This window comes from Pseudomonas sp. ABa2 (genome assembly GCF_056676075.1).
In genome coordinates this window covers 5,112,396-5,137,108 of the sequence record NZ_CM155239.1, presented here as the reverse complement: position 1 = coordinate 5,137,108, position 24,713 = coordinate 5,112,396, and the positions used below count along the sequence as shown (strand labels likewise).

Genomic DNA, 24,713 nt, shown 5'->3' with positions numbered 1-24,713 from the left:
GGAGACCTGTCATGCGCCCCATCTTTCGTTTCGCCCTTCCGCTCGCTCTCTGTCTGTCACCCCTGACGGCCAGCGCCCTGGATATCCAGCCCGGCGTCTGGGAAGTCAGCTCGCACAACATGCAGGTCGGCGGTCAGGCCATGCCCGGCATGGAGCAGATGCTGGCGCAGATGCAGAACCTGCCGCCCGAGCAGCGGCAGATGATGGAAAGCATGATGGCCGAGCGCGGCGTCAAGCTCGGCGCCGGCGGCGTGCAGATGTGCCTGACCGCCGAGCAGATCGCCGCCCAGGACATTCCCCTGCACGACCCCGAGTCCGGCTGCAGCAACGAGATTCTCGAACGCAGCGACCAGCGCTGGCGCTTCCGCTTCACCTGCCCGGATGCCCAGGGCGAAGGGGAGACCCAGTTCGTCAGCGATCGGGAGTTCACCACCAAGGTCACCGGCACCTACAACGGCCAGCCCAGCAGCATGGAAAGCCGCGCGCGCTGGGTGGGTGCGGACTGCGGCAGCCTGCGCAGGCAATGACCTTCAAATGGAGATGTAAATAATTCGTATTGACGCGGGAAGCATTCTATTGCGAGAATCCTGTCGATAATTATTAGCATTTGCACCCATGGCGAATGCACTGCCAATGAGGCATCCGGCTGCCAAGGGACGAATCGCAGCCATCGACAGCGCATTAGGAGAAGTCCCTTGTTCAGTAGAAAAAACCGCCTGGCCGTGGCGATTGCGGCCGCCTGCAGTTTCAACCAGGCCCTGGCCGCCGAGCAGGAACAGCTCGAGCTGGATGCCCAGACCGTGGTCGGTGCCGCCGAAGCGGCCGAAGTCGACAGCTACAAGTCGCAGCCCAGCAGCGCCGCGACCAAGCTGGACCTGACCCCGCGGCAGACCCCGCAGTCGATCTCCACCATCACCCGCGCCCAGCTCGACGACTTCCACCTCGACAGCGTCAACGACGCGCTGAAGATGGCCACCGGCATCCAGGTGCAGGAGGTCGAGACCGACCGCACCTACTACACCGCCCGCGGCTTCGACATCACCAACTTCCAGTACGACGGCATCGGCATCCCCTTCGTCTACGGCAACGTCGAAGGCGATATCGATACCGCGGTGTTCGAGCGCGTCGAGGTGATCCGCGGCGCCAACGGCCTGATGTCCGGCACCGGCAACCCCTCGGCCACCATCAACTTCGTGCGCAAGCGCCCGACCGCCACGCCGCAGGCGCGCATCGACCTGACCGGCGGTTCCTGGGACAAGCGCCGCATCGACGCCGACGTCTCCGGCGCGCTGACCGACGCCGGCAACATCCGCGGCCGTGCGGTTTACGCCCACGAGAACAAGAACTCCTACCTGGACATGTACTCGCGCGAGAAGAACGTGTTCCACGGCGTGCTGGAGGCCGACCTCGGCGACAAGACCCTGTTCACCATCGGCCATACCCTGCAGAAGAGCGACGCCAACTCGCCGATGTGGGGCGCCCTGCCGCTCAACTACAGCGACGGTTCGAAGACCGACTACTCGCGCTCCACCAGCACCTCGGCCGACTGGGCCTACTGGGACGTGCAGGAAAACCGCACCTTCGCCGAACTGGCCCACGACCTGGGCAACGGTTGGCAGGCCAAGGCCGTGCTGACCCATGTGAAGAAGGAGGGCGACGGCTCGCTGTTCTACGTCTACGGTACCCCGGATCGCACCACCGGCCTGGGTCTGTTCAGCTATCCCTCCGAGTACAAGGACAAGAACACCCAGCTGATCGCCGACCTGCAGCTCAGCGGCGCCTTCGCCCTGGCCGGCCGCGAGCACGACGCGGTGCTCGGCGCCAGCTGGTCGCGTTCGGAGCTGGAGGACATCTCCTGGTACGACTCCTCCACCGGCACCGCCCTGCCGCCGCTGGAAGAGTGGAACGGCAACTACCCGCAGCCGCGTAACGACGCCGGCACCGCCGGCAGCGATTTCACCGACCGCATGAAGAGCGCCTACGGCGCCGCGCGCTGGAGCCTGACCGACGACCTCAGCCTGATCACCGGTACCCGGGTGGTCGACTTGAAGAGCGACGGCACCAACTACGGCCTGGCGAAATCCTCGAAGAACAGCGGCAAGGTGGTGCCCTATGCCGGCCTGGTCTACGACCTCACCGAGCAATATTCGGTCTACGCCAGCTACACCGAGATCTTCGACCCGCAGACCAAGACCGATATCACCGGTTCGCGCCTGGCGCCGGTGGAAGGGGTCAACTACGAAGCCGGGATCAAGGGCGAGCTGTTCGACGACCGCGTCAATGTCTCCCTGGCGGTATTCCGCACCGAGCAGGACAACGTCGCCGAAGTGGCGGGCATGGTCGGTTCCACCACCATCTACCGCGCCGTCGAAGGCATCACCAGCGAGGGCTACGAGCTGGAGGTCTCCGGCGAACTGCTGCCGGGCCTGCAGGCGATGGCCGGCTACACCTTCGTCGACATCACCGACGCCGAGGACAAGCACGCGGTGACCTACTCGCCCAAGCATATGTTCAAGGCTTCCACCACCTACCGCATTCCCGGCCTGGAGCAGCTCAAGGTCGGTGCCAGCCTCAATTGGCAGGACAAGGTGTACAACGGCATCGCCGAGCAGGATGCCTATGCGGTGGTCAACCTGATGGCCAGCTACGATATCGATCCCAACTGGAGCGTCTCGGCCAACCTCAACAACGTTACCGACGAGAAGTACCTGACCAGCCTCTACTGGAGCCAGGCCTACTACGCGGCCCCGCGCAACGCCAGTATGAGCGTCAGCTGGAAGTACTGATCCACCGCCGCATCGCCACTGGCCGGCTCACAGCCCGTGGCGACGGCGGATTTCCCCCACCAGTTCGGCCCGTTCCAGCAGGAAACGGTCGAACTCGGCAATCAGCTGCGGGCGCTTGATGCTCGACAGGTAGTAGTGATCCTCCACGTGCGCCAGCTGCGCATCGAATACCAGGGCGTCCGGCGCCAGGCCTAGCTGACGCAGGTGGTGGGCCACCACCCGCGGGTTGAGGTACACCGCGTCGACCCGGTCGCTCATGGCCATGCGCAGCAGCGAGTCGATCTGGTTGGCCTGGATCAGCTTGATGCGCCCGGCGCGAATCTCCTCCAGATAGGGCCAGGGGGTGAAGCCGTTCTGCGTGCCGAGCAGGCGGATGCGCGCCTGGCCCTGGCCGAGGTGCGCCGGCTTGACCAGGATGCCGTCGACATAGGGCGCCGCCGGCCGGCTGTAGCGGATGGCGTGGCCGGCCTTGCGGTCGGCGTTCCATTGCGGGTGGTCGGGGAACTTGAGGTCGAGCCGGCCGCCGAGGAAATCACCGAGCAGGCGCCTTACCGGCAGCGGTGCGTAGACGAAACGGTAGCCGCGCTCGGCGGCGAAGGCGTCCAGCAGCTCGCGGGCGTAGCCGCGGTACTCGCTGCCGTGCACATCGGAGTAGGGCTGGTAGGGTTGCAGCTCGACGCCGACGCGAATCGGCTCCTGCGCCAGGGCATCGAGGCAGAGGCAAAGGCAGAGCAGCAGGGCGAGCGGTGTCTTCATCGCGGGGTCTCGCTGACGGCAAGCAGCGGGCGGCCCCTTAACCATAGTCGCGGCTCAGAGAATCGGCGAGATCAGCCGCGCCACGCGCATGCCCAGCTGCTGCAGGCGGTGCAGGTTGCGCCGGTCGGCGTTGACCAGCTCGCGCGAGCGGCTGAAGTCCTCTTCCAGCATGCTCGCCACCTGCTCGGCGAAGGCCGTGTCCAGGGTCAGTAGGCTGACCTCGAAGTTCAGGCGGAACGAGCGGTTGTCCAGGTTGGCGCTGCCCAGCAGGCAGGCGCTCTGGTCGATCAGCAGCGCCTTCTGATGCAAGAAGCCCGGCTGGTAGCGGAAGATCCGCACCCCGGCGCGCAGCGCCTCGAAGGCGTACAGGCTGGAGGCGGCGTAGACCACCCGGTGATCGGGGCGCGCCGGCAGCAGGATGCGCACGTCCACCCCGCGCAGCACCGCCAGGCGCAGCGCCGCGGACACCGCCTCGTCCGGGACGAAGTAGGGGCTGCTCAGCCAGACCCGCTCCCGCGCCGCCTGGATCGCCTCGACGAACAGCAGCGAGCAGGTCTCCTGCGGGTCGGCCGGGCCGCTGGCGATCACCTGGCAGAGCACCCCCGGCTCGTCCTGCTTGTGCGGCAGCAGCAGCGGCGGCAACTGGTGGCAGGCCCAGAACCAGTCCTCGGCGAAGGCCTCCTGCAGGCTGGCCACCACCGGGCCGCGCACCTCCACGTGGGTGTCGCGCCAGGGCGCCAGCGGCGGCTTCTGCCCGAGGTACTCGACGCCGACGTTGAGCCCGCCGAGAAAGCCGATCTGGCCGTCGACCACGACGATCTTGCGGTGGTTGCGGAAATTCAGCTGGAAGCGGTTGAACAGCCCGCCGCGGGTGGGGAAGGCGTGGATCTGCACGCCGCCGGCGCGCAGCGCGTCGATATAGGGCCGCGGCAGGGCGTGGCTGCCGATGCCGTCGTAGAGCACATGCACCTTCACCCCCGCGGCGGCGCGGGCCAGCAACAGCTGCTGCAGGCGGCGGCCGAGGGCGTCGTCGCGGATGATGAAGAACTGCAGCAGGATCGCCCGCTGCGCACCCTGCAGCGCCTCGAACAGCGCGGCGAAGGCGGCCTCGCCGTCGATCAGCAGCTGCACCCGGTTGCCGGTCAGGCCGGGCATCTGCGACAGCCGCGGCAGGGCGCGCAGGTGCTGGTAGGCCGGCGCCTGGTGCGCGGCCTTGGCTTCCTCGACCCAGGGCCGCCAGTCCTGCGCGGTCATGGCCTGGCGCATCTCGGCGTCGGCCTGGCGGCGCGCCTTGACGTAGGCATCGAAGCGGCTGCGGCCGAGCACCAGGTAGGGCAGCAGCGTCAGGTAGGGCATGAAGAACAGCGACAGGCCCCAGGCCAGGGCGCCCTGGGCGGTGCGCACGGTGAGCACCGCATGGATCGCGGCGAGCACGCCGAGGCCGTGGATCGCGGCGATCAGCCAGGCGAACAGGTGGGGGATGCCAAACTCCATGGACTTCCTCGCTGCGGGGGCCGTATCCAGCTGACCACGGGCGTTGCGCGCCGTTCGCCGGCCATCCTGCCACGGCCCCGCGGCGAATGGCAGGGGGCGGTTTTGCCGTTGTATTTGCCGTTTTCATGCAGGCCTGTTTCTGCATGAGCCGGTTTCATCTGTTACCCTTGTCGGTTCGACCCAAAGGTGGGTCGTCTTTACTCGAGGAGGGCAGACCGTCCTGTTCACGCTCGTTCAGCGAGTCAAACGCATCAAGGAGCACGCCATATGGGAAACGTCCCTTCGCATGACATGACCCCGCCACCCGTAGCGGCAACCCCCGACGGCATTCCGGCCCCGACCGGCGCTGCCAACCTGATCGACACCGACTACGTCATCGGTCAGGACAACATCCAGGGCAAATTCATCTTCTCGATGGATATCCACGGCAAGGTCTTCAGCATCTCCGCGCTGGTCGCGGTGATCTTCGTGGTGCTGGCCCTGGCCCTGCAGAACCAGGTCGAGCCGCTGTTCAGCGCGCTGCGCGACTGGCTCACCCACCACATGGCCTGGTTCTTCATCGGCGCCGCCAACGTCTTCGTCCTGCTCTGCCTCGGCCTGATCGTCTCGCCGCTGGGCAGGGTGCGCATCGGCGGCAAGGACGCCACGCCCGACTACAGCTACGCGGGCTGGTTCTCCATGCTGTTCGCCGCCGGCATGGGCATCGGCCTGATGTTCTACGGCGTGTCCGAGCCGATGTCGCACTACAGCGCGGCGATGGGTGGCATCACCCTCGGCGAGGACGGCGTGCGCACCGACTGGGCGCCGCTTGCCGGCGCCGCCGGCAACAGCGAGGAGGCGGTGCGCCTGGGCATGGCCGCCACCATCTTCCACTGGGGCCTGCACCCCTGGGCGATCTACGCCATAGTCGCGCTGGCGCTGGCGCTGTTCTCCTTCAACAAGGGCCTGCCGCTGTCGATCCGCTCGATCTTCTACCCGATCCTCGGCGAGCGGGTGTGGGGCTGGCCGGGCCACCTGGTCGACATCCTCGCGGTGTTCGCCACCCTGTTCGGCCTGGTCACCTCGCTCGGCCTCGGCGCCGAGCAGGCCGCTGCGGGTATGGAATACCTGTTCGGCATCAGCGCCAGCGACACCAGCAAGGTGCTGCTGATCGTCGCCATCACCATCATCGCCCTGGCCTCGGTGGTCGCCGGCCTGGACAAGGGGGTCAAGCGCCTGTCCGAACTGAACATGGCGCTGGCCCTGGCCCTGCTGCTGTTCGTCATCATCGCCGGGCCGACCCTGGCCATCCTCACCGGCTTCTTCCACAACCTCGGCGCCTACCTGCAATACCTGCCGGCGCTGTCCAACCCCATCGGCCGCGAGGACGCCAACTTCAGCCAGGGCTGGACCGCCTTCTACTGGGCCTGGTGGATCAGCTGGTCGCCCTTCGTCGGCATGTTCATCGCCCGGGTCAGCCGTGGCCGCAGCGTGCGCGAGTTCCTCATCGCCGTGCTGCTGGTGCCGTCGCTGGTCTCGGTGCTGTGGATGACCGCCTTCGGCGGCACCGCGATCAACCAGTTGCTGGTGGACGGTTTCACCGGCGCCCAGGACGCCGGCCTGGAACTGAAGCTGTTCAGCATGCTCGGCGAAATGCCGCTGACCGCCATCACCTCCTTTATCGGCATCGTGCTGGTGGTGGTGTTCTTCATCACCTCGTCGGACTCCGGCTCCCTGGTGATCGACACCATCACCGCCGGCGGCAAGGTCAACGCGCCGGTGCCGCAGCGGGTGTTCTGGGCCAGCATCGAAGGGGTGATCGCCATCGCCCTGCTGCTCGGCGGCGGCCTGGTGGCGCTGCAGGCCATGGCGGTATCGACGGGGCTGCCGTTCACCATCGTGCTGCTGGTGGGCTGCGTGTCCATCGTCAAGGGGCTGCTGAGCGAGCCGCGCTAAGCGCCGGCCTCGCCGCCTCGGAGAGCGCGCCTGCGGGCGCGCTTTTTTATGCGCGGGCCTCGCGACCTCGGGCTCGACACCCCCCTGTAGGAGCGGCGTTCCCCCCATCGCCAAGCGCCGCCCTCGTCGCTATTGGATAGCCCCGCGCCGCTTGCGCCGCGCAGGCCGGTTTTTCCTTCTGTTAGCGTCGGCCTCCGCGTTCGGCACTGCGCCGCGCGCCGCGTCGAGCACGCGATAACTATAAGGAGCAGCCATATGAGCCATGCCCGAGGGTCCAAGGGGCCCAGTACAGCCAACGACGACGGCATCCCCGCCCCGAGCGGCGCCGCCACTCTGATAGACACCGACTATGTGGTCGGCCAGGACAATATCCGCGGTCGCTACCTGGTCAATCTCGATATCCACGGCACGGTCTTCATCGTCTCGGCGCTCAGCGCGCTGTTGTTCGTGGTGCTGGCGCTGGCCCTGCACAATGAGGTGGAGCCGCTGTTCAAGGCCGTACGCGACTGGCTGACGCAGAACCTGGCGTGGTTCTTCATCGGCTCGGCTAATATCTTCGTGCTGCTGTGCCTCGGCCTGATCGTCTCGCCGCTGGGCAAGGTGCGCCTCGGCGGCACGCTGGCGCGGCCCGACTATTCCTACACGTCCTGGTTCGCCATGCTGTTCGCCGCCGGCATGGGCATCGGCCTGATGTTCTATGGCGTGGCCGAGCCGATGTCGCACTACGACTCGTCGCTGGCCGGCATCGCCGTCGGCGACAACGGCGCGCGCAGCGACTGGGCGCCGCTCGGCGCGGCGGCCGGCGATTCCGCCGAGGCGGCGCGGTTGAGCATGGCCACCACCATCTTCCACTGGGGCCTGCACCCCTGGGCGATCTACGCCATAGTCGCCCTGGCACTGGCGCTGTTCGCCTTCAACAAGGGCCTGCCGCTGTCGTTCCGCTCGATCTTCTTCCCGCTCCTGGGTGAGCGGGTGTGGGGCTGGCCGGGGCATGTGATCGACATCCTCGCGGTGTTCGCCACCCTGTTCGGCCTGGTCACCTCGCTGGGCCTGGGCGCCGAGCAGGCCTCCGCCGGGCTGCACAGCCTGTTCGGCCTGCCGGCCGACACCACCACCAAGGTGCTGCTGATCGCCGTCATCACCCTGATCGCGCTGTGCTCGGTGCTGGCCGGTGTGGACAAGGGGGTCAAGCGCCTGTCCGAGCTGAACCTGGGCCTGGCCCTGCTGTTGCTGCTGTTCGTGGTGGTCGCCGGTCCCACCGCGCTGCTGCTGAGCGGCGTGCTGGACAACCTCGGTGCCTACCTGCATTACCTGCCGGCGCTGTCCAACCCGGTCGGTCGCGAGGACGCCAACTTCAGCCAGGGCTGGACGGCGTTCTACTGGGCCTGGTGGATCAGCTGGTCGCCCTTCGTCGGCATGTTTATCGCGCGGGTCAGCCGTGGCCGCACCGTGCGCGAGTTCCTCATCGCCGTGCTGCTGGTGCCGTCGCTGGTGTCGGTGCTGTGGATGAGCACCTTCGGCGGCACCGCGTTGCATCAGGCCCTGGGCGGTCTGACCGAGCTGCAGCAGGCGGCGCTGGAGCTGAAGATGTTCGTCATGCTCGACCAGCTGCCGATCAGCGCGCTCAGCTCCTTCGTGGCCATCGTGCTGGTGGTGCTGTTCTTCATCACCTCGTCGGACTCCGGCTCGCTGGTGATCGACACCATCACCGCCGGCGGCAAGGTCAACGCGCCGCTGCCGCAGCGGGCATTCTGGGTGCTGCTCGAGGGCGCGCTGGCGGTGGCGCTGTTGCTCGGCGGTGGCTTGGTGGCACTGCAGGCCATGGCGGTGTCCACCGGCCTGCCGTTCACCCTGGTGCTGCTGGTGGGTTGCGTCGCCGTCATCAAGGGCCTGCTCAGCGAGCCGCGTGCGCTGCCGGGCGGGGCCGGGGTGCTGTCGCGCGACTAGCGTCTGTGCGAGGAGCCCCTGGCACTGGAGAAAAAGCCGCGATGCCGCTGGGTATCGCGGCTTTTTTCATGGGCGTTCGGGGCGCGCCGGCTATTCCCCTGCGAAGGTTGGGGCGCGGCTAGTGCCACAGCTCGCCCACCGGCGTATGCGTCCAGTGATGAGTGGCCGCCTGCGCCTGCAGCAGTTCGGCGGTGGCCAGGGCGTCGCTCAGCGCATGGTGCGCGCGGTACGCCGGCAGGCCGTAGCGCTGGCGGCTGTCGGCCAGGCGGATGGAGATCGGCCGTTGCCCGCGCAGGCGTCCCAGCAGGCCGGGGCGCCTGCGTGGATGCAGGCGCGCCTCCAGCGCCATGGTGTCGAGCAGGGGGAACAGCAACCCCTCGCCCAGCTGGCGGCGCAGCGCCTGGTCGAGGAAGCCGCGTTCGATGCGGTGGTAGTGCACCACCACCAGCTTGCCGGCCAGGGCCTCGAGCACCTCGCCGAGCACCGCGTCCAGCGGCGGCGCATGGCGCACGTCGGAGTGGGTGATGTGGTGGAAGGTCACCGAATCGCCGTGCAGTTCGCTGCTGGGACGCACCACCCAGTAGCGCGCCTCCTGGCAGCGGATACGGCGCAGATCGAAGGGCACCAGGCCGAGGCTGACGATGGCGTCGCGGCCCGGCTCCAGGCCGGTGGTTTCCACGTCCAGGGCGAGCAGCGGCGCCTCGCCCAGCGGCGTCTCGGCGGCCGGGCAGCCGGCGCGGTAGAAGGCCGCCAGGCGGGGATCGCGGGCAGCTTCGCCGAGCTGACGCAGGCGCTCGGACCAGTTCGCGGCGCTCATCACAGACGCCCCATGGGCTGCGCCGGATAGCGGAAGCGGAGGAATTTCTGCGCATTGCTGACGATCTGGAAGGCTTCCTTGAGGTTGTGCCGTTCCTCGCTGCTGATCTGCTCCGGTTCGATGTAGTTGCTCAGCTTGCGCTCGGCTTGCAGGTCGTGCGCCTGGTGGCGGATGCGCACCAGGCCGAGGAATTCGAAGGCGTAGCGCAGGCCCTCCAGCGCTTCGTTGGGCAGCAGCTTGGTGGTGGCGATGGCGTCCAGTCGTTCCAGCGAGTTCTGCGCGCGGGAGCCGCAGGCCAGGGCGTGCACGCGGATCAGGTCGGTGAGCGGCGCGGTGCCGCGGCCCTTGAGGTTGATGATGTGTTTCTGCTGGCCGTCGGTCTCCATCACGAAGGTGCGGAAGAAGCCCAGCGGCGGCGTGCGATTGAGCGCGTTGCGCGCCAGCGCGGCGAGGAACGCCGGGTTGCCGCTGGCGCGGCTGGCGAGCAGGTCCTTGAGGTTTTCCACCAGCTCGGTGGCGCCGTAGACGCCGTCGAGGTCGAAGAAGATGCTGGCGTTGAGCAGGGTCTCCGGGTTGGGCTGCTCGATCCACTGGATGAAGTAGTCGCGCCATACCCGCAGCGGTTTGCGCCACTTGGGGTTGTTGGCCATGATCCCGCCCTTGCAGTAGGCATAGCCGCAGGTCGCCAGGCCGTCGTTGACGAACTGCGCCAGCTCGGCGAAGTAGTCGCCGTGCAGGGCGGGGTCGAAGCTGTCGTCGAGCACCAGGGCGTTGTCCTGGTCGGTGAGCAGCAGCTGCTCGTCGCGTGCCAGCGAGCCGGCGACCATGAAGCAGTAGGGCACCGGCGGCGGGCCGAGCTTCTGCTCGGCGAGCGCCAGCAGGCGCTGGGCGAAGGCGCGGCCGATGCCGCTCATGGCCTTGCCGACCATGTTGACGTTGGCGTCGTCGGCGACCATGCGCAGGAAGGTGGCGCGCAGGTCCGGCGTCAGGCGCTTGAGCTCCTCCACCGACTGCTTGTTGAAGATGCCGTTGACCAGATACAGGCTGCTGCGCGACTCGTAGCGGACGATATCGGCCAGGTTGATGACGCCCACCGGCACGTTGCGGCTGAGCACCGGCAGGTGGTGGATGTTGTGCCGCAGCATGCTCAGCATGGCTTCGAACACCGAGTCGTCGGCCTGGGTGGTGATCGGATCGGGCGACATCACCTGGCTGACCGGGGTGTGGCCGGGCAAGCCTTCGGCCAGCACGCGGGTGCGCAGGTCGCGGTCGGTGAGGATGCCGGCCATCCGCTGCGCGGGGCGCCCGCCGGCGGCCGGGGCGGCGTCCTTCTGCGGCGCCACGACTATGACCGAGGACACGCTGTGCTCGGTCATCACCCGGGCGACTTCCTGCACCGGGGTGTCCGGCACGACGCTGACCGGCGCCCGGGTGACCAGCTTGCGCACGGTGATCTTCATCAGCTCGCTGGCCTTGCCCTGGCTGTCCTCCAGCGCCGACTTCAGGCGCGACTGGCCGACCAGCTCGACGAAGTCGGCGAAGCTGTCGAACTGCTCGCACAGCTGGTGGAACAGGACGCCGGGGATGAAATAGATCAGGCTGTCTTCCAGCGCCCGCGCCGACAGGCGCACGCGGTTGCCGCCCATCAGCCCGGCCTGGCCGAAGATCTCGCCCTCGGTCAGGCGGTTGTGCAGCTCGCCGCTGCGCCTGTGGATCTCCACCGCGCCGCTGCGCACGTAGTGCAACTCATGGATCGGCGCCCCCGGCGCGAGGATCTCGCTGCCGGCCTTGAAGTAGCCGACCTGCACCTGGCGGGCGATCTCGCCCAGGGTCTCCTCCGGCAGCTTGTCGAAAGGCGGAAAGCGCTTCAGGTGATCGCGGATCTCGATCAGCTCGATCTGCATGGGGCGTCCTTAGCTCGCGGGTGGCCTCCATCTAAGCATAGAGGCCACGGGATTCGCCCCTCTGAATGCGCCCAGCGCCGTCGCAGGCCCGCCGGCGTTTATGGCCGGACGGGGCAGCGGCTCGTGCCTCACCCCCAGTTCCAGCGGCTCTCGGCCACCGCGTCGTGGGCGTGCAGGCTTTCCGCGTGCACCACCCGCACGCGCAAGGCGCTGGCCTGCGGCAGCTGGCGCAGGACGCGGTGCAGGCGCCGCGCGGCGTCTTCGCAGAACATCAGGTTCTGCCCGTTGGCCAGGGCGAAGGCCTGCTCGTCGGCGCGTTTGACCGCGGTCTGCACCGGCGTGCCGAGGGCGCGCTCGGCGCCGTCGAGCAGCGCCAGCAGCGGCAGCTCCTTGCAATCCGGGTTCAGGCGCAGTTGCAGGGTCGCCGTGCTGCGCTGGCTGTGCGGCGTGGCGAGGATGCCCCGGGTGCTGCCGAGCCAGCCGATGATGTCGGCGCGATCGAGGTTTTTGCCTGCAAAATCTTCGTTGAATTGCTGCTGGATCAGCTGCCGGGCCAGCGCCGCCGAGCACGGGCAGGTGGACGAATAGGCCAGCTCGACCTGCAGTTCGACCTGGAATTGGCGGCCGTCCTGGCGTGCGCGAACCTCGAAGGGGTAGGCCTTCCAGCCGCTCAACGGGCTGATCAGCGCCGGGCGCTCCAGCGGCAGCGCGCCGCGCAGAGTCAGGCTGGCGCTGTCCGACAGCTCGCGGTGGCTGCCCAGGCAGTCGTCCAGCAGCCGCTGCAGCGCCGGCACGTCCAGGGGTTGGCCGGCCAGCGCCTGCAGGGCCAGGTACAGGCGTGACATATGGATGCCGCGCGCGCCGCCATCAATCAGGCTGACGCCGATATCGGCCTGGGCCGTCAGCGTCTGGCCGGCCAGCCGCAGCGGCAGGGCGATGCCGGCCATGCCGACCCAGTCCAGCGGCAGGTCGTGGTGGGTGGCTTGGGCGGCTATGTCCGGCAGGGTCTGTACGTTCATCGCAAATCCGTGGGTTGCTGGTTCGATTGAGTGTTATGTTATAACACTAAAAAATAAACCAGCCGATGTGCCATGACCCTGACTGTGCCTACCGAAGCCGAACTGCTCGCCCAGCCCGCCGACGCCTATATGAACGACGCCCAGCAGCGCTTCTTCCGCGCCCTGCTGCTGGCCCAGCGTGCCGAATTGCAGGCGCGCATCGACGAGGAATTCGCCGAACTGCGCGAGCGCGAGACCAGCAGCGACGTCGCCGATATCGGCAGCGCCGAGGAGCAGCGCCAGTGGCAGCTGCGCCTGCTGGAGCGGGAAAAGAAGCTGCTGGACAAGATCGACCAGGCGCTCGAACGCCTGGCGCGCGGTGAATACGGCTGGTGCGCCGAGACCGGCGAGCCCATCGGCCTGAAACGCCTGCTGCTGCGTCCCACCGCGACTCTGTGCATCGAGGCCAAGGAGCGCCAGGAGCAGCGCGAAAAACATCAGCGTGACCGTGACTGAACGAGGAACCCCCCATGAATCAGCGTCTACCCGTTACCGTGCTGTCCGGCTTTCTCGGCGCCGGCAAGAGCACCCTGCTCAACCATGTGCTGAAGAACCGCGAGGGCCGCAAGGTCGCGGTGATCGTCAACGACATGAGCGAAATCAATATCGACGGCGCCACCGTCCAGCAGGACGTCAGCCTCAACCGCGCCGAAGAGAAGCTGGTGGAAATGAGCAACGGCTGTATCTGCTGCACCCTGCGCGAGGACCTGCTCGACGAGGTCAGCCGCCTGGCCAGCGAAGGCCGTTTCGACTACCTGCTGATCGAATCTACCGGCATCAGCGAGCCGCTGCCGGTGGCCGAGACCTTCACCTTCCGCGACGAGCAGGGCCGCAGCCTGTCCGACCTGGCGCGGCTGGACACCATGGTCACGGTGGTCGACGGGGTGAACTTCCTGCGCGACTTCCACGAGGCCGACAGTCTGGCCAGCCGCGGCGAAACCCTGGGCGAGGAGGACGAGCGCTCGATCACCGACCTGCTGATCGAGCAGGTGGAGTTCGCCGACGTCATCCTCATCAGCAAGATCGACCTGATCAGCCAGGCCGAGCGCGAGGAACTGATGGCCATCCTCCGTGGCCTCAACACCCACGCCGAGATCCAGGCCATGAGCATGGGCCAGATCGCCCTGGACAAGATCCTCGACACCGGCCGCTTCGACTTCGAGCGCGCCGCGCAGGCGCCGGGCTGGCTCAAGGAGCTGCGCGGCGAGCACGTGCCGGAAACCGAGGAGTACGGCATCGCCTCCAGCGCCTACCGCGCGCGCCGGCCCTTCCATCCGCAGCGCTTCTTCGACTTTATCGCCCGCGACTGGGTCAACGGTCGCCTGCTGCGCTCCAAGGGCTTCTTCTGGCTGGCCAGCAAGTACCAGGAAGCCGGCAGCTGGTCGCAGGCCGGCGGCCTGATGCGCCATGGCCTGGCCGGGCGCTGGTGGCGCTTCGTGGCCAAGCAGCACTGGCCGCAGGACGAGGAGGGGCTGCAGGCGATCATGCAGCACTGGAGTGCCGAGGTCGGCGACTGCCGCCAGGAGCTGGTGTTCATCGGCCAGAACATCGACTTCGCCCGGCTGACCGCCGAGCTGGACGCCTGCCTGCTCACCGACGAGGAAATGGCCGGTGGGCCGGAGGTCTGGCGTCTGCTGCCCGATCCCTTCGGCGCCTGGCAGCAGGAGGCGGCCTGATGTTGGCCCTCAAGCTGCGCCCGGCGCCGCGTCAGGCGCTGGGCGAGGATATCCAGGTGCTCACCGAGGTGCTGCGCGACGAGGTCAACCTGGCCGTCTGGCAGCGCTGCCTGCCGGCGCAGATCGAGGACTTCGCCGCGGCGCTGCTGGCCCAGGGCGAATCCCTGGCGCAGTCCATGACCCTGGAGCTGGCGACGCCCGACAGCGCGCCGAATCTCGACGGCCTGGTGGCGCAGTACGCCGATCTGCCGGGCCAGGCCGCCTTTCTCGCCGACGTGGCCTGGCTGGTGCGCGCCTACGCCTGCCTGCTCGATGCCGAGCGCATCGGCCTGCGCCTGCGTGTGCTGGACAAGGCCATGTGCCCGCGCTTTCACGTCGACCACGTGCCGCTGCGGCTGATCACCAGCTACGCCGGGGTCGGCAGCCAGTGGCTGGAGGAGGGCGGCATGCCGCGCGCGCGCCTGGGCGATGGGTCGGCCGAGCCGCAGGACGCGGCAGCGATCCGTCAGCTGCAGGCCGGCCAGGTGGCACTGGCCAAGGGCGAGAAATGGCAGGGCAACGAAGGCCGCGGGCTGATCCACCGCTCGCCGCAGCCGCCGGCCGGCGAACGGCGGTTGCTGTTGACCCTGGATTGGCTGGCCTGAGGGCGGTTGCGACGGTTTCCGTTGGGCTTCGTCGCGGGCTCCTCAACCCACGGGATGGCCAACCAAAAAAATAGGCCGGAGCGACTGCCCCGGCCTTAAGCACCAAGAGATCATGTCGACGCGTGACTCGACATGAGGGCCATGTGAGGTACCCGCAGTCATTAGGCGCTGTTTGGGTGACGTTTTGATGTCAGGGTTCGATCCAGGTGCCCTGATACTGGCTGGTGCAGGCCGGCTGCAGATACAGCGCATCGCTGGCCACGCCGTAGTAGTGGATGTCCTGCCGATACAGACCGCTGCCGGCCCGCGCCTCCTGGCACACGCCGTAGGCGCCCGCGGGGCACTGTTCGAGGAACTCCACCTCCACCTTCTGGCCCTGCAGCTGCGGCTGGCAGAAGCCCTCGCGGAACAGCTGGCTCGGGATATTGCGGTTCTCCTGGCACAGCTGCACGTCCAGGCGCTCGGCCTGGCTGTGCACCACGCAAGCCTCGCCCAGGGCCAGGCCGGGCAACAGGGAGAACGGCAGCAACCACGCACGCATCGTATCGACTCCAGAGCAAATTGCCGGCGAATCTAGCACGCCGTCCACCTGCAGTCTGTGCTGGCAACGGCAGCCAAGACCGTCGACCATAGGCCCATGCTCAGTCAGATCCCCACCCACCTGATCGCCGGCCCCCTCGGTGCCGGCAAGACCAGCCTGATCCGCCAGCTGCTGGCGCAGAAGCCGGCGGCCGAGCGCTGGGCGGTGCTGGTCAACGAATTCGGCCAGATCGGCCTGGACGCCGCGTTGCTGGCGCGCGGCGAGGACGGCGTGGCCCTCGCCGAGGTGGCCGGCGGCTGCCTGTGCTGCGTCAACGGCGCGCCCTTTCAGGTCGGCCTCGGTCGCCTGCTGCGCCGGGCGCGGCCGGACCGCCTGCTGATCGAGCCATCCGGCCTCGGCCACCCGCTGCAACTGCTGGAGCAGCTGCGCCAGCCGCCCTGGATTGGGGTGCTGGCGGTGCAGCCGATGCTGCTGGTGCTGGACGCCGCCGCCCTGGCCCGCGGCGAGGCGCTGCCCGACAGCCAGCGCCTGGCGCTGGACGGCGCCGGCCTGCTGCTGCTGAACAAGAGCGAGCGCCTGAGCGCCGAGGACCGCGCCCGTATCGCCGCCGCATTGCCGCCGCTGCCTCTCTTCTGGACCACCCAGGGCCGTCTCGAGCTGGCGCTGCTGCCGGGCCGCTCCGCGCAGGCCGGCAACCCGGGCGCCACCGTACTGCCCAGCGCCGCAGCGCCCCTGCCGCAGCTGTGGCGCACGCCGGACGAACCCATCTGCCTGATCCAGGATCAGGCCGAAGGCTGGAGCATCGGCTGGCGCTGGCACCCGAGCCAGCGCTTCGACCTGCTCCAGGTGCAGCGCTGGCTGGACGGCCTGGACTGGCGCCGGGCCAAGGCGGTGCTGCACGGCGAAGACGGCTGGCGCTCGCTCAATGCCCTGCACGGCCAGGCCGGCGAGGGCTGGCGCTGCAGCGAATGGCGCAAGGACTCACGCCTGGAGCTGATCTTCAGCGAGGCGCAGGATGCCGCAGCCCTGCGCGTCGGCCTGGCCGCCTGCCGCGTCTCGTAGACCGCGTTAGCGGTCAGGGATGACTCTGGAACCAGGCGAGGATCTTGCCCGGCGAGCTGGCGAACCACTCGTGCCCGCCCAGCGCCTCGGTATGCCGCGCGGTCGGTATGCCCTGATGGAGCATGCGGTCGTAGTACAGCTCCATGCTCCACCAGGGCACGGTGAGGTCGACGAAGCCGTGCACGAACAGGGTCGGCGGATGGTCGGCCGGCAGCGTCGGCACGCTGCACAGCGGCCCCGAGCAGGTGGCGTAGGAGCCGGACTGGATCGCCAGCGCCTTGAATCGGCCGGGGAAGGACACCGCCATGCGGCTGCTGTTGTAGCCGCCACTGGAGATGCCGGTGGCGTACTGGCGGCTGGCGTCGAGCGGGCCGAAATGGCCGGCGGCGATGGCCTCCAGCACGTTGCCGAGGAAGTCGTAGTCGGTGCTCAGCTCGTAGTGCTGCGCCAGCCCGGGGATATTGGTCTGCCAGAACAGATCGGCCGGTGCGCTCGGCGCAACCACCGCGTAGCCGTTGTCGAGCAGGCGCTGGATCAGCTTGCCCTCGTAGAAGCCGCCGAACGGCATATTGCTGTAGTAGGTGAAGTCGTCGAGCGGGAAGAACGAGCCCTGGTAGATCAGCACCACCGGCCAGCCGGCGGCCGGCGGCGTGCCCAGCGGCGTCTGGTAGATCACCTGGCGCTGGCCGACCAGGCCGGAATCGATCCAGGCGGACTGATAGCTGCAACTGACCTTGGCTGGCAGCAGCAGGCTCTTGGCGCGCTCGCTGCAGCGCGAGGCGGCCTGGGCCTGGAGGGTGGACAGGGACAGCAACAGCAGGCAGAGACAGGCGGTGCGAAGGCGGGACATGGCGGAATGCTCCGTTGTTGTTATGGGTACCGCGCATCGAATTGAAACAGGAATTCCGATTCCGTCAAGTGCTGCAGGCCGCGCCAATCCTGGCCTGCAGGCGAATGCGGCGGGCTTGAGCGCTGCGGAGAGGAGAAAAATAGAACCGGGGGCTTGCCAGGCTGAAACCAGCGTACTAGTTTATTCGGAACCGATGTTCCGATTCCGATAAAAACAACAGCTGGAGGTCATCGTGGCACATCAAGGAAGGGGCCTGGCGGCAGCCGGCCTGGCATTGCTCGGGGCGCTGCCATTCGGCGTGGCGCAGGGGTTTCAGACCCGTCATGGCGACTGGGGCGTGTCGCTGGACACCACCCTGTCCTACGGCGTCAGCTACCGCATGGAGGGGCAGGACAGCAAGCTGATCGCCCGCGCCAACGGCGGCACAGGCGACAACACGGCGCTGATCAACTCCGACGACGGCAACCTCAACTTCAAGAAGGGCGAGCTGTTCTCCGAGGTGGTCAAGGCCGTCTCCGAGCTGGACCTGCGCTATCGGGAACAATACGGCCTGTTCGTCCGCGGCCGCGCCTTCTACGACTTCGAGCTCGAGGACGACGAGCGTCGCCATCGCCCGATCAGCGACGCCGGCCTCGACGAAGCCGGCTCCAGCGCCGACCTGCTCGACGCCTTCGTCTATGGCAGCTGGACGCTGGGCGAGCGCGCGCTGAACGCCCGTCTCGGCCGTCAGGTGATCAACTGGGGCGAGTCGCTGTTCTACCAGAACGGCATCGGCGCCACCAACCCGGTGGACATCAACGCGCTGCGCGCCCCGGGTTCGGAGATCAAGGAAGCCTACATGCCGACCGCCATGGTCTATGCCTCCTTCGAACTGCGCGACAACCTCAGCATCGAGGGCTACTGGCAGCCGGGCAAGGCCTGGGAGGCGTCGAAGATCGACCCCTGCGGCACCTACTACTCGACCCTCGACGTGCTCGGCGAGGGCTGCAACTACCTGTCGGTGGCGCCGCTGCAGGAGGCTATTCTCGGTACTGCCTTCGACAGCCCGGCCGTGGCCGCGGCCTACGGCGAGGCGCTCGGCCCCGGCTTCGTCAACGAGCTGATCCGCGGCTACCTGCCGCGCACCTTCATGCCGCGGGCGCAGGACATCGACGGCGACGACTCGCCCCAGTACGGCGTGGCCCTGCGCTGGTATGTGCCGCAGCTGAACGACACCGAACTGGGTTTCTACTACCTGCGCTACAACATGCAGGTGCCGATGATCGGCCTCACCGTCGGCCAGCCGGTGCTGGTACCGGTGGTCGGCCTGCTGCCGGACGCCAGCAGCTCGCGCTACTACGCCGAATACCTGGAGAAGCGCGACCTGTTCGGCGTCAGCTTCAACACCTCGGTCGGCGGCGACAGCATCTTCAACGGCCTGTCGCTGGCCGGCGAGCTGAGCTACCGACCGGACACGCCGATCGCCCTGGGCCTCGGCGAGTACCTGCCGGACGCCCTGTTCGGCAACCTCGCCGGCCTGCCGGTGGGCACGCGCCTGGACGGCTACCGCGAGAAGGACATGGTCCAGGCCTCGCTGTCGGCCATCTACAACTTCACCGGGCTGCTCGGCGCCAACTCCGCGACCCTGTTCAGCGAACTGGTGGCCAGCCGGGTGCAGGGCCTGGAGTCGGACGTCGACTACTACGAGGCCACCAGCAGCGCCTACGGCGCCCAGGCCAGCCTGCAGCTGACCTATAGCAACGTGTTCAACCTGGTCACCCTGGCGCCGAGTGTCAGCTACCAGTACAGCATCAACGGCGTCGCCCCTCAGCTCACCAACGGCCTCGACGAGGAAGCGCAGAGCTGGTCGCTGGGCCTCGACGCCATCTATCAGGAAGCTTTCACGGTCGGCGCCCGCTACGTCGGCTACAGCGGCGGAGGCTTGTCGAACAAGCGCACCGACCGCGACTACCTGAGCCTCAACGTCAAATACAGCTTCTAAGAGGGAACGCCATGCATCGTCTGAATATCACCCTGCTGGCCTTCGCCCTGCTGGCAGCCGCGCCGGCCATGGCCCAGGTCGACGCCGCGCAGGCCGCGCGGCTCGGCCAGGATCTCACCCCCATGGGGGCCGAGCGCGCCGGCAATGCCGCCGGCAGCATTCCCGCCTGGGACGGCGGCCTGGCCAAGGACAGCGGCGCCTTCGACGCCAAGCTCGGCTACAAGGACCCCTTCGCCGCCGACCAGCCGCTGTTCACCGTGACCCAGGCCAATGCCCAGCAGTACCGCGAGCAGCTCAGCCCCGGTCAGCTGGCCATGCTGCAGCGCTACCACGACAGCTGGAAGCTCAAGGTCTACCCGACCCGGCGCTCGGCGTCCTATCCGGACAAGGTGTACGCCGCGGTCAAGACCAACGCCACGACAGCCAAGCTGATCGAGAACGGCAACGGCATCGCCGACTTCCAGCTGGCCACGCCCTTTCCCATTCCCCAGTCGGGCCTGGAGGTGCTGTGGAACCACCTGGTGCGCTACCGCGGCGACAGCGTCAAGCGCTACTACGCCCAGGCCGTGCCGCACGCCAGCGGCGACTACTTCATGACCCGCATCGAGGATCTGTTCCTGTTCAACCAGGACGCCGGCGATCACAGCAAGGGTAACGGCAACGTGCTGTTCTACTTCCGCCAGTCGGTGCTGGCGCCGGCGCGCCTGGCCGGTACCGAGCTGCTGGTTCACGAGACCGTCAACCAGGTCAAGGAGCCGCGTCTGGCTTGGCTCTACGCCGCCGGCCAGCGCCGCGTGCGGCGCACGCCGAACGTCGCCTACGACTCGCCCGGCACCGCCTCCGAGGGCATGCGCACCACCGACAACTTCGACATGTTCTCCGGCGCGCCGGACAAGTACGACTGGCAGCTGCTGGGCAAGCGGGAAATGCTGGTGCCCTACAACAGCTACCGCTTCGCCGCCAAGAGCAACAAGTACAGCGACATCGTCCAGCGCGGCCACGTCAATCCCGAGCTGCTGCGTTACGAGCTGCACCGCGTCTGGCACGTACGCGCCACGCTGAAGGCCGGCCAGCGCCACCAGTACAAGCGCCGCGACTTCTACTTCGACGAGGACAGCTACCAGATCCTGCTGGTCGATCACTACGACAACCGCGACAACCTCTGGCGCCTCGGCGAGTCCTACACCATCAACTATTACGACCAGCCGCTGGTGTGGACCAAGGGCGACGCAATATACGACCTGATCGGCGGCCGTTATGTCATCGGTATTCTGTCCAACGAGGAGCCGGCGGATCAGTTCGATATTGCCCTGAAACCCACCGACTTCACCCCGGCGCAACTTAGAAGGGACAGTGTGCGTTAACTTTCGGCAACTTTCAGGTAATTGCAGATAAGCCGGGAAAGTTCCTCTGGCACAACTTCCCTGGGCGTCGTGCCGAGGCTGCCGACCATGGTGAAGTAGTTCATCCCGGCCAGCAGCAGATGGGCGCACAGATCGGCCGCCTGGGCGGGATTGGGGTGGCCCAGTTCGGCCGGGTTGGCCAGGGCGATACGGCAGAAGGTCTGACCGATATGGGCATTGAGCTGATGGAAGCGCTGGCGGAAACGCAGGTCCGCCGAGCTGCGCCGGATCAGCGCGCGGAGCAGACCCTCGCTGCCGTCGAACTGGCGCACCAGGCCCTGGATAAAGGCCGCGACGCGCGCCTGCAAAGGCGTTTCGGCATGTGCCAGCTGCTCGGCGAGGGCATCGATGGCGCTGCCGCTCTGCTCGATGAAGCGTTCGTGCACGGCGTACAGCAGCACGTCCTTGTCGCCCAGCAGGCGATAGAAGGTGCCCACCGAGGATTCGGCCAGCTGGGCGATCTGGGAAATGCCGGTGTCTTCGAAGCTGTCGTTGGCGAGCAGCTCGGCGGCGACGTTGAGGAAGCGTTCCAGAGCCTTTTTGCTGCGTGCCTGGGTAGGGCTGGCGATGCTGTACATGATCAATTCTCGAACCGGCACGGGCCGATTCTAGGGGGTTTGGCAAGTCAAGGCAAATAACCGATCCATTATTAGAAAGTTGTCTGGAAAGTTGATGGATTAACGCCCGGTGGATGATTCCTTTATTGCGAGTCAGGGCACTTTATTGTTTGTCGTTAATTAAGGAGTCGAGTGAGCTATGGACTATCTGCATCTACCCAGTGGACGCATCGCCTATGTTTGCCGCGGCCAGGGCCCGGCCGTGCTGTTGCTGCATGGCCTGGGCTCTTCCTCGCTCGACTGGCAGCCGCAGATCGAGCACCTGGCCCGGCACTTTCGGGTCTACGCCCTGGACCTGCGCGGCCATGGCCAGAGCGCGCCGCTGCGTGCGCCGGTGAGCCTGGCCGAGCTGGCGGCGGATGTGGCCGACTTCATCCGCGCCCTGGATATCGAGCCGTGCGTCCTGGTCGGCATCTCCATGGGCGGCATGCTCACCTTCCAGCTGCTCGCCGATCACCCCGAGCTGCTGCGCGCGGCGGCGGTAGTCAACAGCGCGCCGAGCTTTCCGCTGGACAGCTGGAAGATCCGCGCCCAGGTCGGCCTGCGCCTGCTGCTGGTGCGCGCGCTCGGCCTGCCGACGCTGGCGCGGCTGCTGGCCGGCAAGCTGTTCCCCAAGGCCGAGCAGCAGGCGCTGCGCGAGCAGCTGATCGAGCGCATCGCCGGTAACGACCGCACCTCCTACCTGCACGCGATGCGTGCCATTCCCGGCTGGAGCGCCTTGCCGCGGGCGGCGCAGGCGGACACCCCGCTGCTGGTGGTGGCCGGCGACCGCGACTACACGCCGCTGGCCTACAAGCGCGCCTATGTCGCCCAGTTGCGCAACGCCCGTCTGGAGGTGATCGAGGATTCCGGCCACGCCACCCCGCTGGACCAGCCGCAGCGCCTCAACCAGCTGCTGCAAGCCTTTATCGCCGAACATTCGCCGCCCGTGCCGGCCTGACGCGGCGCCGGCGCGCCGCTACACTGGCCAGCCGTCATTGGCTGCGGCTGGTCCTCTATGCAACTGCTTCCCTGGTCCCATTCCTGTTCCGCCGGCTTTACCCTGCGCGGCTGGCACAGCCCGCCCTCGGGCAAGCCGCTGCTGCATTTCCTGCACGGCAACGGCTACTGCGGGCGGGTCTACGAGCCGATGCTGGCGCGGCTGGCCGAGGACTTCGACCTCTGGCTGTGCGACGTGCAGGGCCATGGCGACAGCGATCACGGCGGCCGCTTCCACGGCTGGAACCGCAGCGCCGAGCTGGCGCTGGAGGCCTTCGAGGCGCTGCGCGCGCCGTTCGGCGCGGTGCCGCGCTTCGCCCTCGGCCACAGCTTCGGCGGTGTACTGACCAGCCTGATCCTGGCCCGTCACCCCGACCTGTTCCGGCGCGCGGTGCTGCTCGATCCGGTGCTGTTCAGCCCGGCGATGATCGGCGTGATGGCGCTGTCCGACGTGGTCGGCCTGGCCCAGCGCAGCGGCATGGCGAGCAAGGCGCGCAAGCGTCGCCGGCAATGGCCGGATCGCGCTGCCGCGCACGCCGCGCTGCACGGCCGCGGCATGTTCCGCGGCTGGGACGAGGCGGCTTTTTCCGCCTATATCGAGCATGCGCTGAAGGAGGTGGCGGACGGCGTCGAGCTCAAGTGCCGGCCGAGCCGCGAGGCCGAGATCTTCGGTTCCTATCCGCGCCGCCTATGGCCGTCGCTGGCCAAGGTGAGCACCCCGACCGAAGTGATCCACGGCGCGCGCAGCTATCCTTTCGTCGCCCGCTCGGTGGCGCGCTGGTGCGCGGGCAACCCCCATGTGCGCGGCCAGGTGGTGCCCGGCGGGCACTGCTTCATGCAGGAGCGGCCGGCCGACAGCGCCGAGCGGGTGGCCAACTTCCTGCTGCAGTGTGGCTAGGTCGTGAGCGCCGAGCGCGAGGACGTCTGGCTGGCGCTGTCCGACCTGTGGCTGGACAGCGAGCTGGACGAGCCCTGGCTGCGCAGCATCGCCGCGGTGCTGCGCAACAGCGGCCTGAGCCGTGCGGAGCTGGAGCGAATCTTCCACTACGAGGTGGCGCCGGTGGTGTGGCTCAACCACTGGGTAACGGCCGGGGTCTGGGGCGCCTTCGACCGCGACTGGCTGGTGGAGGGCTGCCGGCGCAACCAGGCCCGTGGGCGCTGGCATCGCGGCTGTTGCCGGCTGCTGCGCTGGCCGATGAGCTACGGCTGCCGCGGCGAATGGCGGCAGGTGCTGGCGCTGCTGGATGACGCCGAGGGCTGAGGGCTCACTCGGCCTTGCGCCGCCAATCCTCCAGGCGAATCACCTTGTCGCTGCCCTGGGTCGCCACCGGCTCCGGTTGGGCCTCGAGCACCGGGTGCGGCTGCAGCTCGATACGCCCCAGGTGCTGGCCGAACATGCTGATCTGCCCGCGCAGGCGCTGCTCGCCGGTGACGGTGAACTCGAAGTCGTAGAGCCGCGCCAGGCGCCGGTGGCCGCGGGCGTCGCGCAGGATGGCCAGGCGGCGCAGGGCCACCGCGCCGTCCAGCAGCTCGACGTCGAGCCTTGCGCAGTGCTGCTTGGCCAGGCTCAGGGCGCGTTCACGAATGCCGTGGCCGCGCCACAGCCAGGCGCAGAAGGCGGCGAACAGCATCAGCAGGAAGACATCGAACAGATCGATCATGGCGGCTCCGACGGCGGGAGACAGAGCTTAGCCTATCTGCCGCCCGCTTCTCAGCCCATGCGGTCGGGTGGACGCTGAGTGGCTCTCAGCTTTTCTCTTCGCTCAGGGCCTGGTAGCGCTGCTGCAGTTCGGCGCGGATCTGCCGGCGCTGGGCGGCCTGGCGCTGGCGGCGCAGGCCGTCGGGGGTGTCCGGCTGCAGCTCCGGCACCGGCGCCGGGCGGCCCTGCTCGTCCACCGCGACCATGGTGAAGAAGCAGCTGTTGGTGTGGCGCACCGAGCGCTCGCGGATGTTCTCGGTGATCACCTTGATGCCGATCTCCATCGAAGTGCGCCCGCAGTAGTTGACCGAGGCGAGGAAGGTGACCATCTCGCCGACGTGCACCGGCTCGCGGAAGATCACCTGGTCCACCGACAGGGTCACCACGTAGCGACCGGCGTAGCGGCTGGCGCAGGCGTAGGCGACTTCGTCGAGGTACTTGAGCAGGGTGCCGCCGTGGACGTTGCCGGAGAAGTTGGCCATGTCCGGGGTCATCAGTACGGTCATCGTCAGTTGTGCGGTTCCGGCTTCCATAGGTACTCCGTGGGCGGGGGATGGGCGGGACG

General features: G+C 67.8%; 23 protein-coding genes. 13 read left to right on the top strand and 10 right to left on the bottom strand.

Annotation, left to right across the window (positions count from 1 at the left end; all coding sequences use genetic code 11):
• The first annotated feature begins 11 nt into the window (after positions 1-11).
• Both AC1G9C_RS24705 and AC1G9C_RS24700 read left to right on the top strand, forming a co-directional pair.
• Positions 12-527, top strand: a complete 516-nt coding sequence (locus tag AC1G9C_RS24705; protein WP_480409088.1) for a DUF3617 domain-containing protein — start codon at positions 12-14, stop codon at positions 525-527.
• A 168-nt stretch (positions 528-695) separates the two neighbouring features.
• A complete protein-coding gene (locus AC1G9C_RS24700) occupies positions 696-2,786 on the top strand; it encodes a TonB-dependent siderophore receptor (protein ID WP_480409087.1) in 2,091 nt (696 codons plus the stop codon).
• Between the two features lie 27 nt (positions 2,787-2,813).
• Here AC1G9C_RS24700 and AC1G9C_RS24695 read toward each other — a convergent pair whose 3' ends face one another.
• Both AC1G9C_RS24695 and cls read right to left on the bottom strand, forming a co-directional pair.
• Positions 2,814-3,542 carry a substrate-binding periplasmic protein gene (locus AC1G9C_RS24695; RefSeq protein ID WP_480409086.1) on the bottom strand — a complete coding sequence of 243 codons (729 nt, stop codon included), beginning with the start codon at positions 3,540-3,542 and terminating at the stop codon, positions 2,814-2,816.
• A gap of 54 nt (positions 3,543-3,596) precedes the next feature.
• The gene (cls, locus tag AC1G9C_RS24690; protein ID WP_122110218.1) at positions 3,597-5,036 is read right to left on the bottom strand and encodes a cardiolipin synthase; all 1,440 of its coding nucleotides are present in this window, start codon (positions 5,034-5,036) and stop codon (positions 3,597-3,599) included.
• A gap of 267 nt (positions 5,037-5,303) precedes the next feature.
• On the opposite strand from cls, the gene AC1G9C_RS24685 reads away from it, so the two are divergent.
• Both AC1G9C_RS24685 and AC1G9C_RS24680 read left to right on the top strand, forming a co-directional pair.
• On the top strand, positions 5,304-6,971 hold the full coding sequence (locus AC1G9C_RS24685; protein WP_480409085.1) for a BCCT family transporter: 1,668 nt from the start codon (positions 5,304-5,306) through the stop codon (positions 6,969-6,971).
• Positions 6,972-7,226: 255 nt separating this feature from the next.
• Positions 7,227-8,918, top strand: coding sequence for a BCCT family transporter (locus tag AC1G9C_RS24680; RefSeq protein ID WP_480409084.1), 1,692 nt, complete (start codon positions 7,227-7,229; stop codon positions 8,916-8,918).
• 118 nt (positions 8,919-9,036) lie between these two features.
• Here AC1G9C_RS24680 and AC1G9C_RS24675 read toward each other — a convergent pair whose 3' ends face one another.
• The 3 genes from AC1G9C_RS24675 to folE2 form a co-directional block, all read right to left on the bottom strand.
• Complete coding sequence (locus AC1G9C_RS24675; RefSeq protein ID WP_021443115.1) at positions 9,037-9,735, bottom strand: 3'-5' exonuclease; 699 nt, start codon at positions 9,733-9,735, stop codon at positions 9,037-9,039.
• Positions 9,735-11,639, bottom strand: a complete 1,905-nt coding sequence (locus AC1G9C_RS24670; RefSeq protein WP_480409083.1) for a DUF294 nucleotidyltransferase-like domain-containing protein — start codon at positions 11,637-11,639, stop codon at positions 9,735-9,737. Before AC1G9C_RS24670 ends, AC1G9C_RS24675 begins: the two co-directional genes overlap by 1 nt.
• A gap of 128 nt (positions 11,640-11,767) precedes the next feature.
• Positions 11,768-12,658 (bottom strand): GTP cyclohydrolase FolE2, encoded by an 891-nt coding sequence (gene folE2, locus AC1G9C_RS24665; protein ID WP_480409082.1) that lies wholly within the window; start codon positions 12,656-12,658, stop codon positions 11,768-11,770.
• A 72-nt stretch (positions 12,659-12,730) separates the two neighbouring features.
• On the opposite strand from folE2, the gene dksA reads away from it, so the two are divergent.
• The 3 genes from dksA to AC1G9C_RS24650 are packed head-to-tail and all read left to right on the top strand — an operon-like array spanning position 12,731 to position 15,017.
• The gene (gene dksA, locus AC1G9C_RS24660; RefSeq protein ID WP_021443112.1) at positions 12,731-13,153 is read left to right on the top strand and encodes an RNA polymerase-binding protein DksA; all 423 of its coding nucleotides are present in this window, start codon (positions 12,731-12,733) and stop codon (positions 13,151-13,153) included.
• Between the two features lie 14 nt (positions 13,154-13,167).
• On the top strand, positions 13,168-14,373 hold the full coding sequence (gene zigA, locus AC1G9C_RS24655; RefSeq protein WP_480409081.1) for a zinc metallochaperone GTPase ZigA: 1,206 nt from the start codon (positions 13,168-13,170) through the stop codon (positions 14,371-14,373).
• Positions 14,373-15,017 carry a DUF1826 domain-containing protein gene (locus AC1G9C_RS24650; protein ID WP_480409080.1) on the top strand — a complete coding sequence of 215 codons (645 nt, stop codon included), beginning with the start codon at positions 14,373-14,375 and terminating at the stop codon, positions 15,015-15,017. Before zigA ends, AC1G9C_RS24650 begins: the two co-directional genes overlap by 1 nt.
• A gap of 190 nt (positions 15,018-15,207) precedes the next feature.
• On the opposite strand, the gene AC1G9C_RS24645 is transcribed toward AC1G9C_RS24650, so the two are convergent.
• Entirely contained in the window at positions 15,208-15,558 is a 351-nt protein-coding gene (locus AC1G9C_RS24645; protein ID WP_021443109.1) for a hypothetical protein, read from the bottom strand.
• Positions 15,559-15,654: 96 nt separating this feature from the next.
• Here AC1G9C_RS24645 and AC1G9C_RS24640 point away from each other — a divergent pair, with 96 nt between their 5' ends.
• Positions 15,655-16,620: a CobW family GTP-binding protein gene (locus AC1G9C_RS24640; protein WP_480409079.1), complete on the top strand. Its 966-nt coding sequence runs from the start codon at positions 15,655-15,657 to the stop codon at positions 16,618-16,620.
• 13 nt (positions 16,621-16,633) lie between these two features.
• Here the strand turns inward: AC1G9C_RS24640 and AC1G9C_RS24635 are convergent, their stop codons facing one another.
• On the bottom strand, positions 16,634-17,470 hold the full coding sequence (locus tag AC1G9C_RS24635) for an extracellular medium-chain-length polyhydroxyalkanoate depolymerase (RefSeq protein WP_480409078.1): 837 nt from the start codon (positions 17,468-17,470) through the stop codon (positions 16,634-16,636).
• A gap of 232 nt (positions 17,471-17,702) precedes the next feature.
• Here AC1G9C_RS24635 and AC1G9C_RS24630 point away from each other — a divergent pair, with 232 nt between their 5' ends.
• Complete coding sequence (locus AC1G9C_RS24630; protein ID WP_480409077.1) at positions 17,703-19,451, top strand: DUF1302 domain-containing protein; 1,749 nt, start codon at positions 17,703-17,705, stop codon at positions 19,449-19,451.
• 11 nt (positions 19,452-19,462) lie between these two features.
• A complete protein-coding gene (locus AC1G9C_RS24625; protein WP_480409076.1) occupies positions 19,463-20,815 on the top strand; it encodes a DUF1329 domain-containing protein in 1,353 nt (450 codons plus the stop codon).
• Here AC1G9C_RS24625 and AC1G9C_RS24620 read toward each other — a convergent pair.
• A complete protein-coding gene (locus AC1G9C_RS24620; protein WP_480409075.1) occupies positions 20,812-21,432 on the bottom strand; it encodes a TetR/AcrR family transcriptional regulator in 621 nt (206 codons plus the stop codon). The two genes, AC1G9C_RS24625 and AC1G9C_RS24620, sit on opposite strands and share 4 nt — an antisense overlap.
• A 178-nt stretch (positions 21,433-21,610) precedes the next feature.
• Here AC1G9C_RS24620 and AC1G9C_RS24615 point away from each other — a divergent pair, with 178 nt between their 5' ends.
• The 3 genes from AC1G9C_RS24615 to AC1G9C_RS24605 are packed head-to-tail and all read left to right on the top strand — an operon-like array spanning position 21,611 to position 23,710.
• Positions 21,611-22,411 (top strand): alpha/beta fold hydrolase, encoded by an 801-nt coding sequence (locus tag AC1G9C_RS24615; protein WP_480409074.1) that lies wholly within the window; start codon positions 21,611-21,613, stop codon positions 22,409-22,411.
• A gap of 57 nt (positions 22,412-22,468) precedes the next feature.
• On the top strand, positions 22,469-23,347 hold the full coding sequence (locus AC1G9C_RS24610) for an alpha/beta fold hydrolase (RefSeq protein WP_480409073.1): 879 nt from the start codon (positions 22,469-22,471) through the stop codon (positions 23,345-23,347).
• 3 nt (positions 23,348-23,350) lie between these two features.
• Positions 23,351-23,710, top strand: a complete 360-nt coding sequence (locus AC1G9C_RS24605) for a DUF7079 family protein (protein ID WP_480409072.1) — start codon at positions 23,351-23,353, stop codon at positions 23,708-23,710.
• 4 nt (positions 23,711-23,714) lie between these two features.
• On the opposite strand, the gene AC1G9C_RS24600 is transcribed toward AC1G9C_RS24605, so the two are convergent.
• Together AC1G9C_RS24600 and AC1G9C_RS24595 are read right to left on the bottom strand one after the other, a co-directional pair.
• A complete protein-coding gene (locus AC1G9C_RS24600) occupies positions 23,715-24,110 on the bottom strand; it encodes a DUF3301 domain-containing protein (RefSeq protein ID WP_122110153.1) in 396 nt (131 codons plus the stop codon).
• Positions 24,111-24,195: 85 nt separating this feature from the next.
• A complete protein-coding gene (locus AC1G9C_RS24595; protein ID WP_021445701.1) occupies positions 24,196-24,681 on the bottom strand; it encodes an acyl-CoA thioesterase in 486 nt (161 codons plus the stop codon).
• Positions 24,682-24,713: the final 32 nt, after the last annotated feature.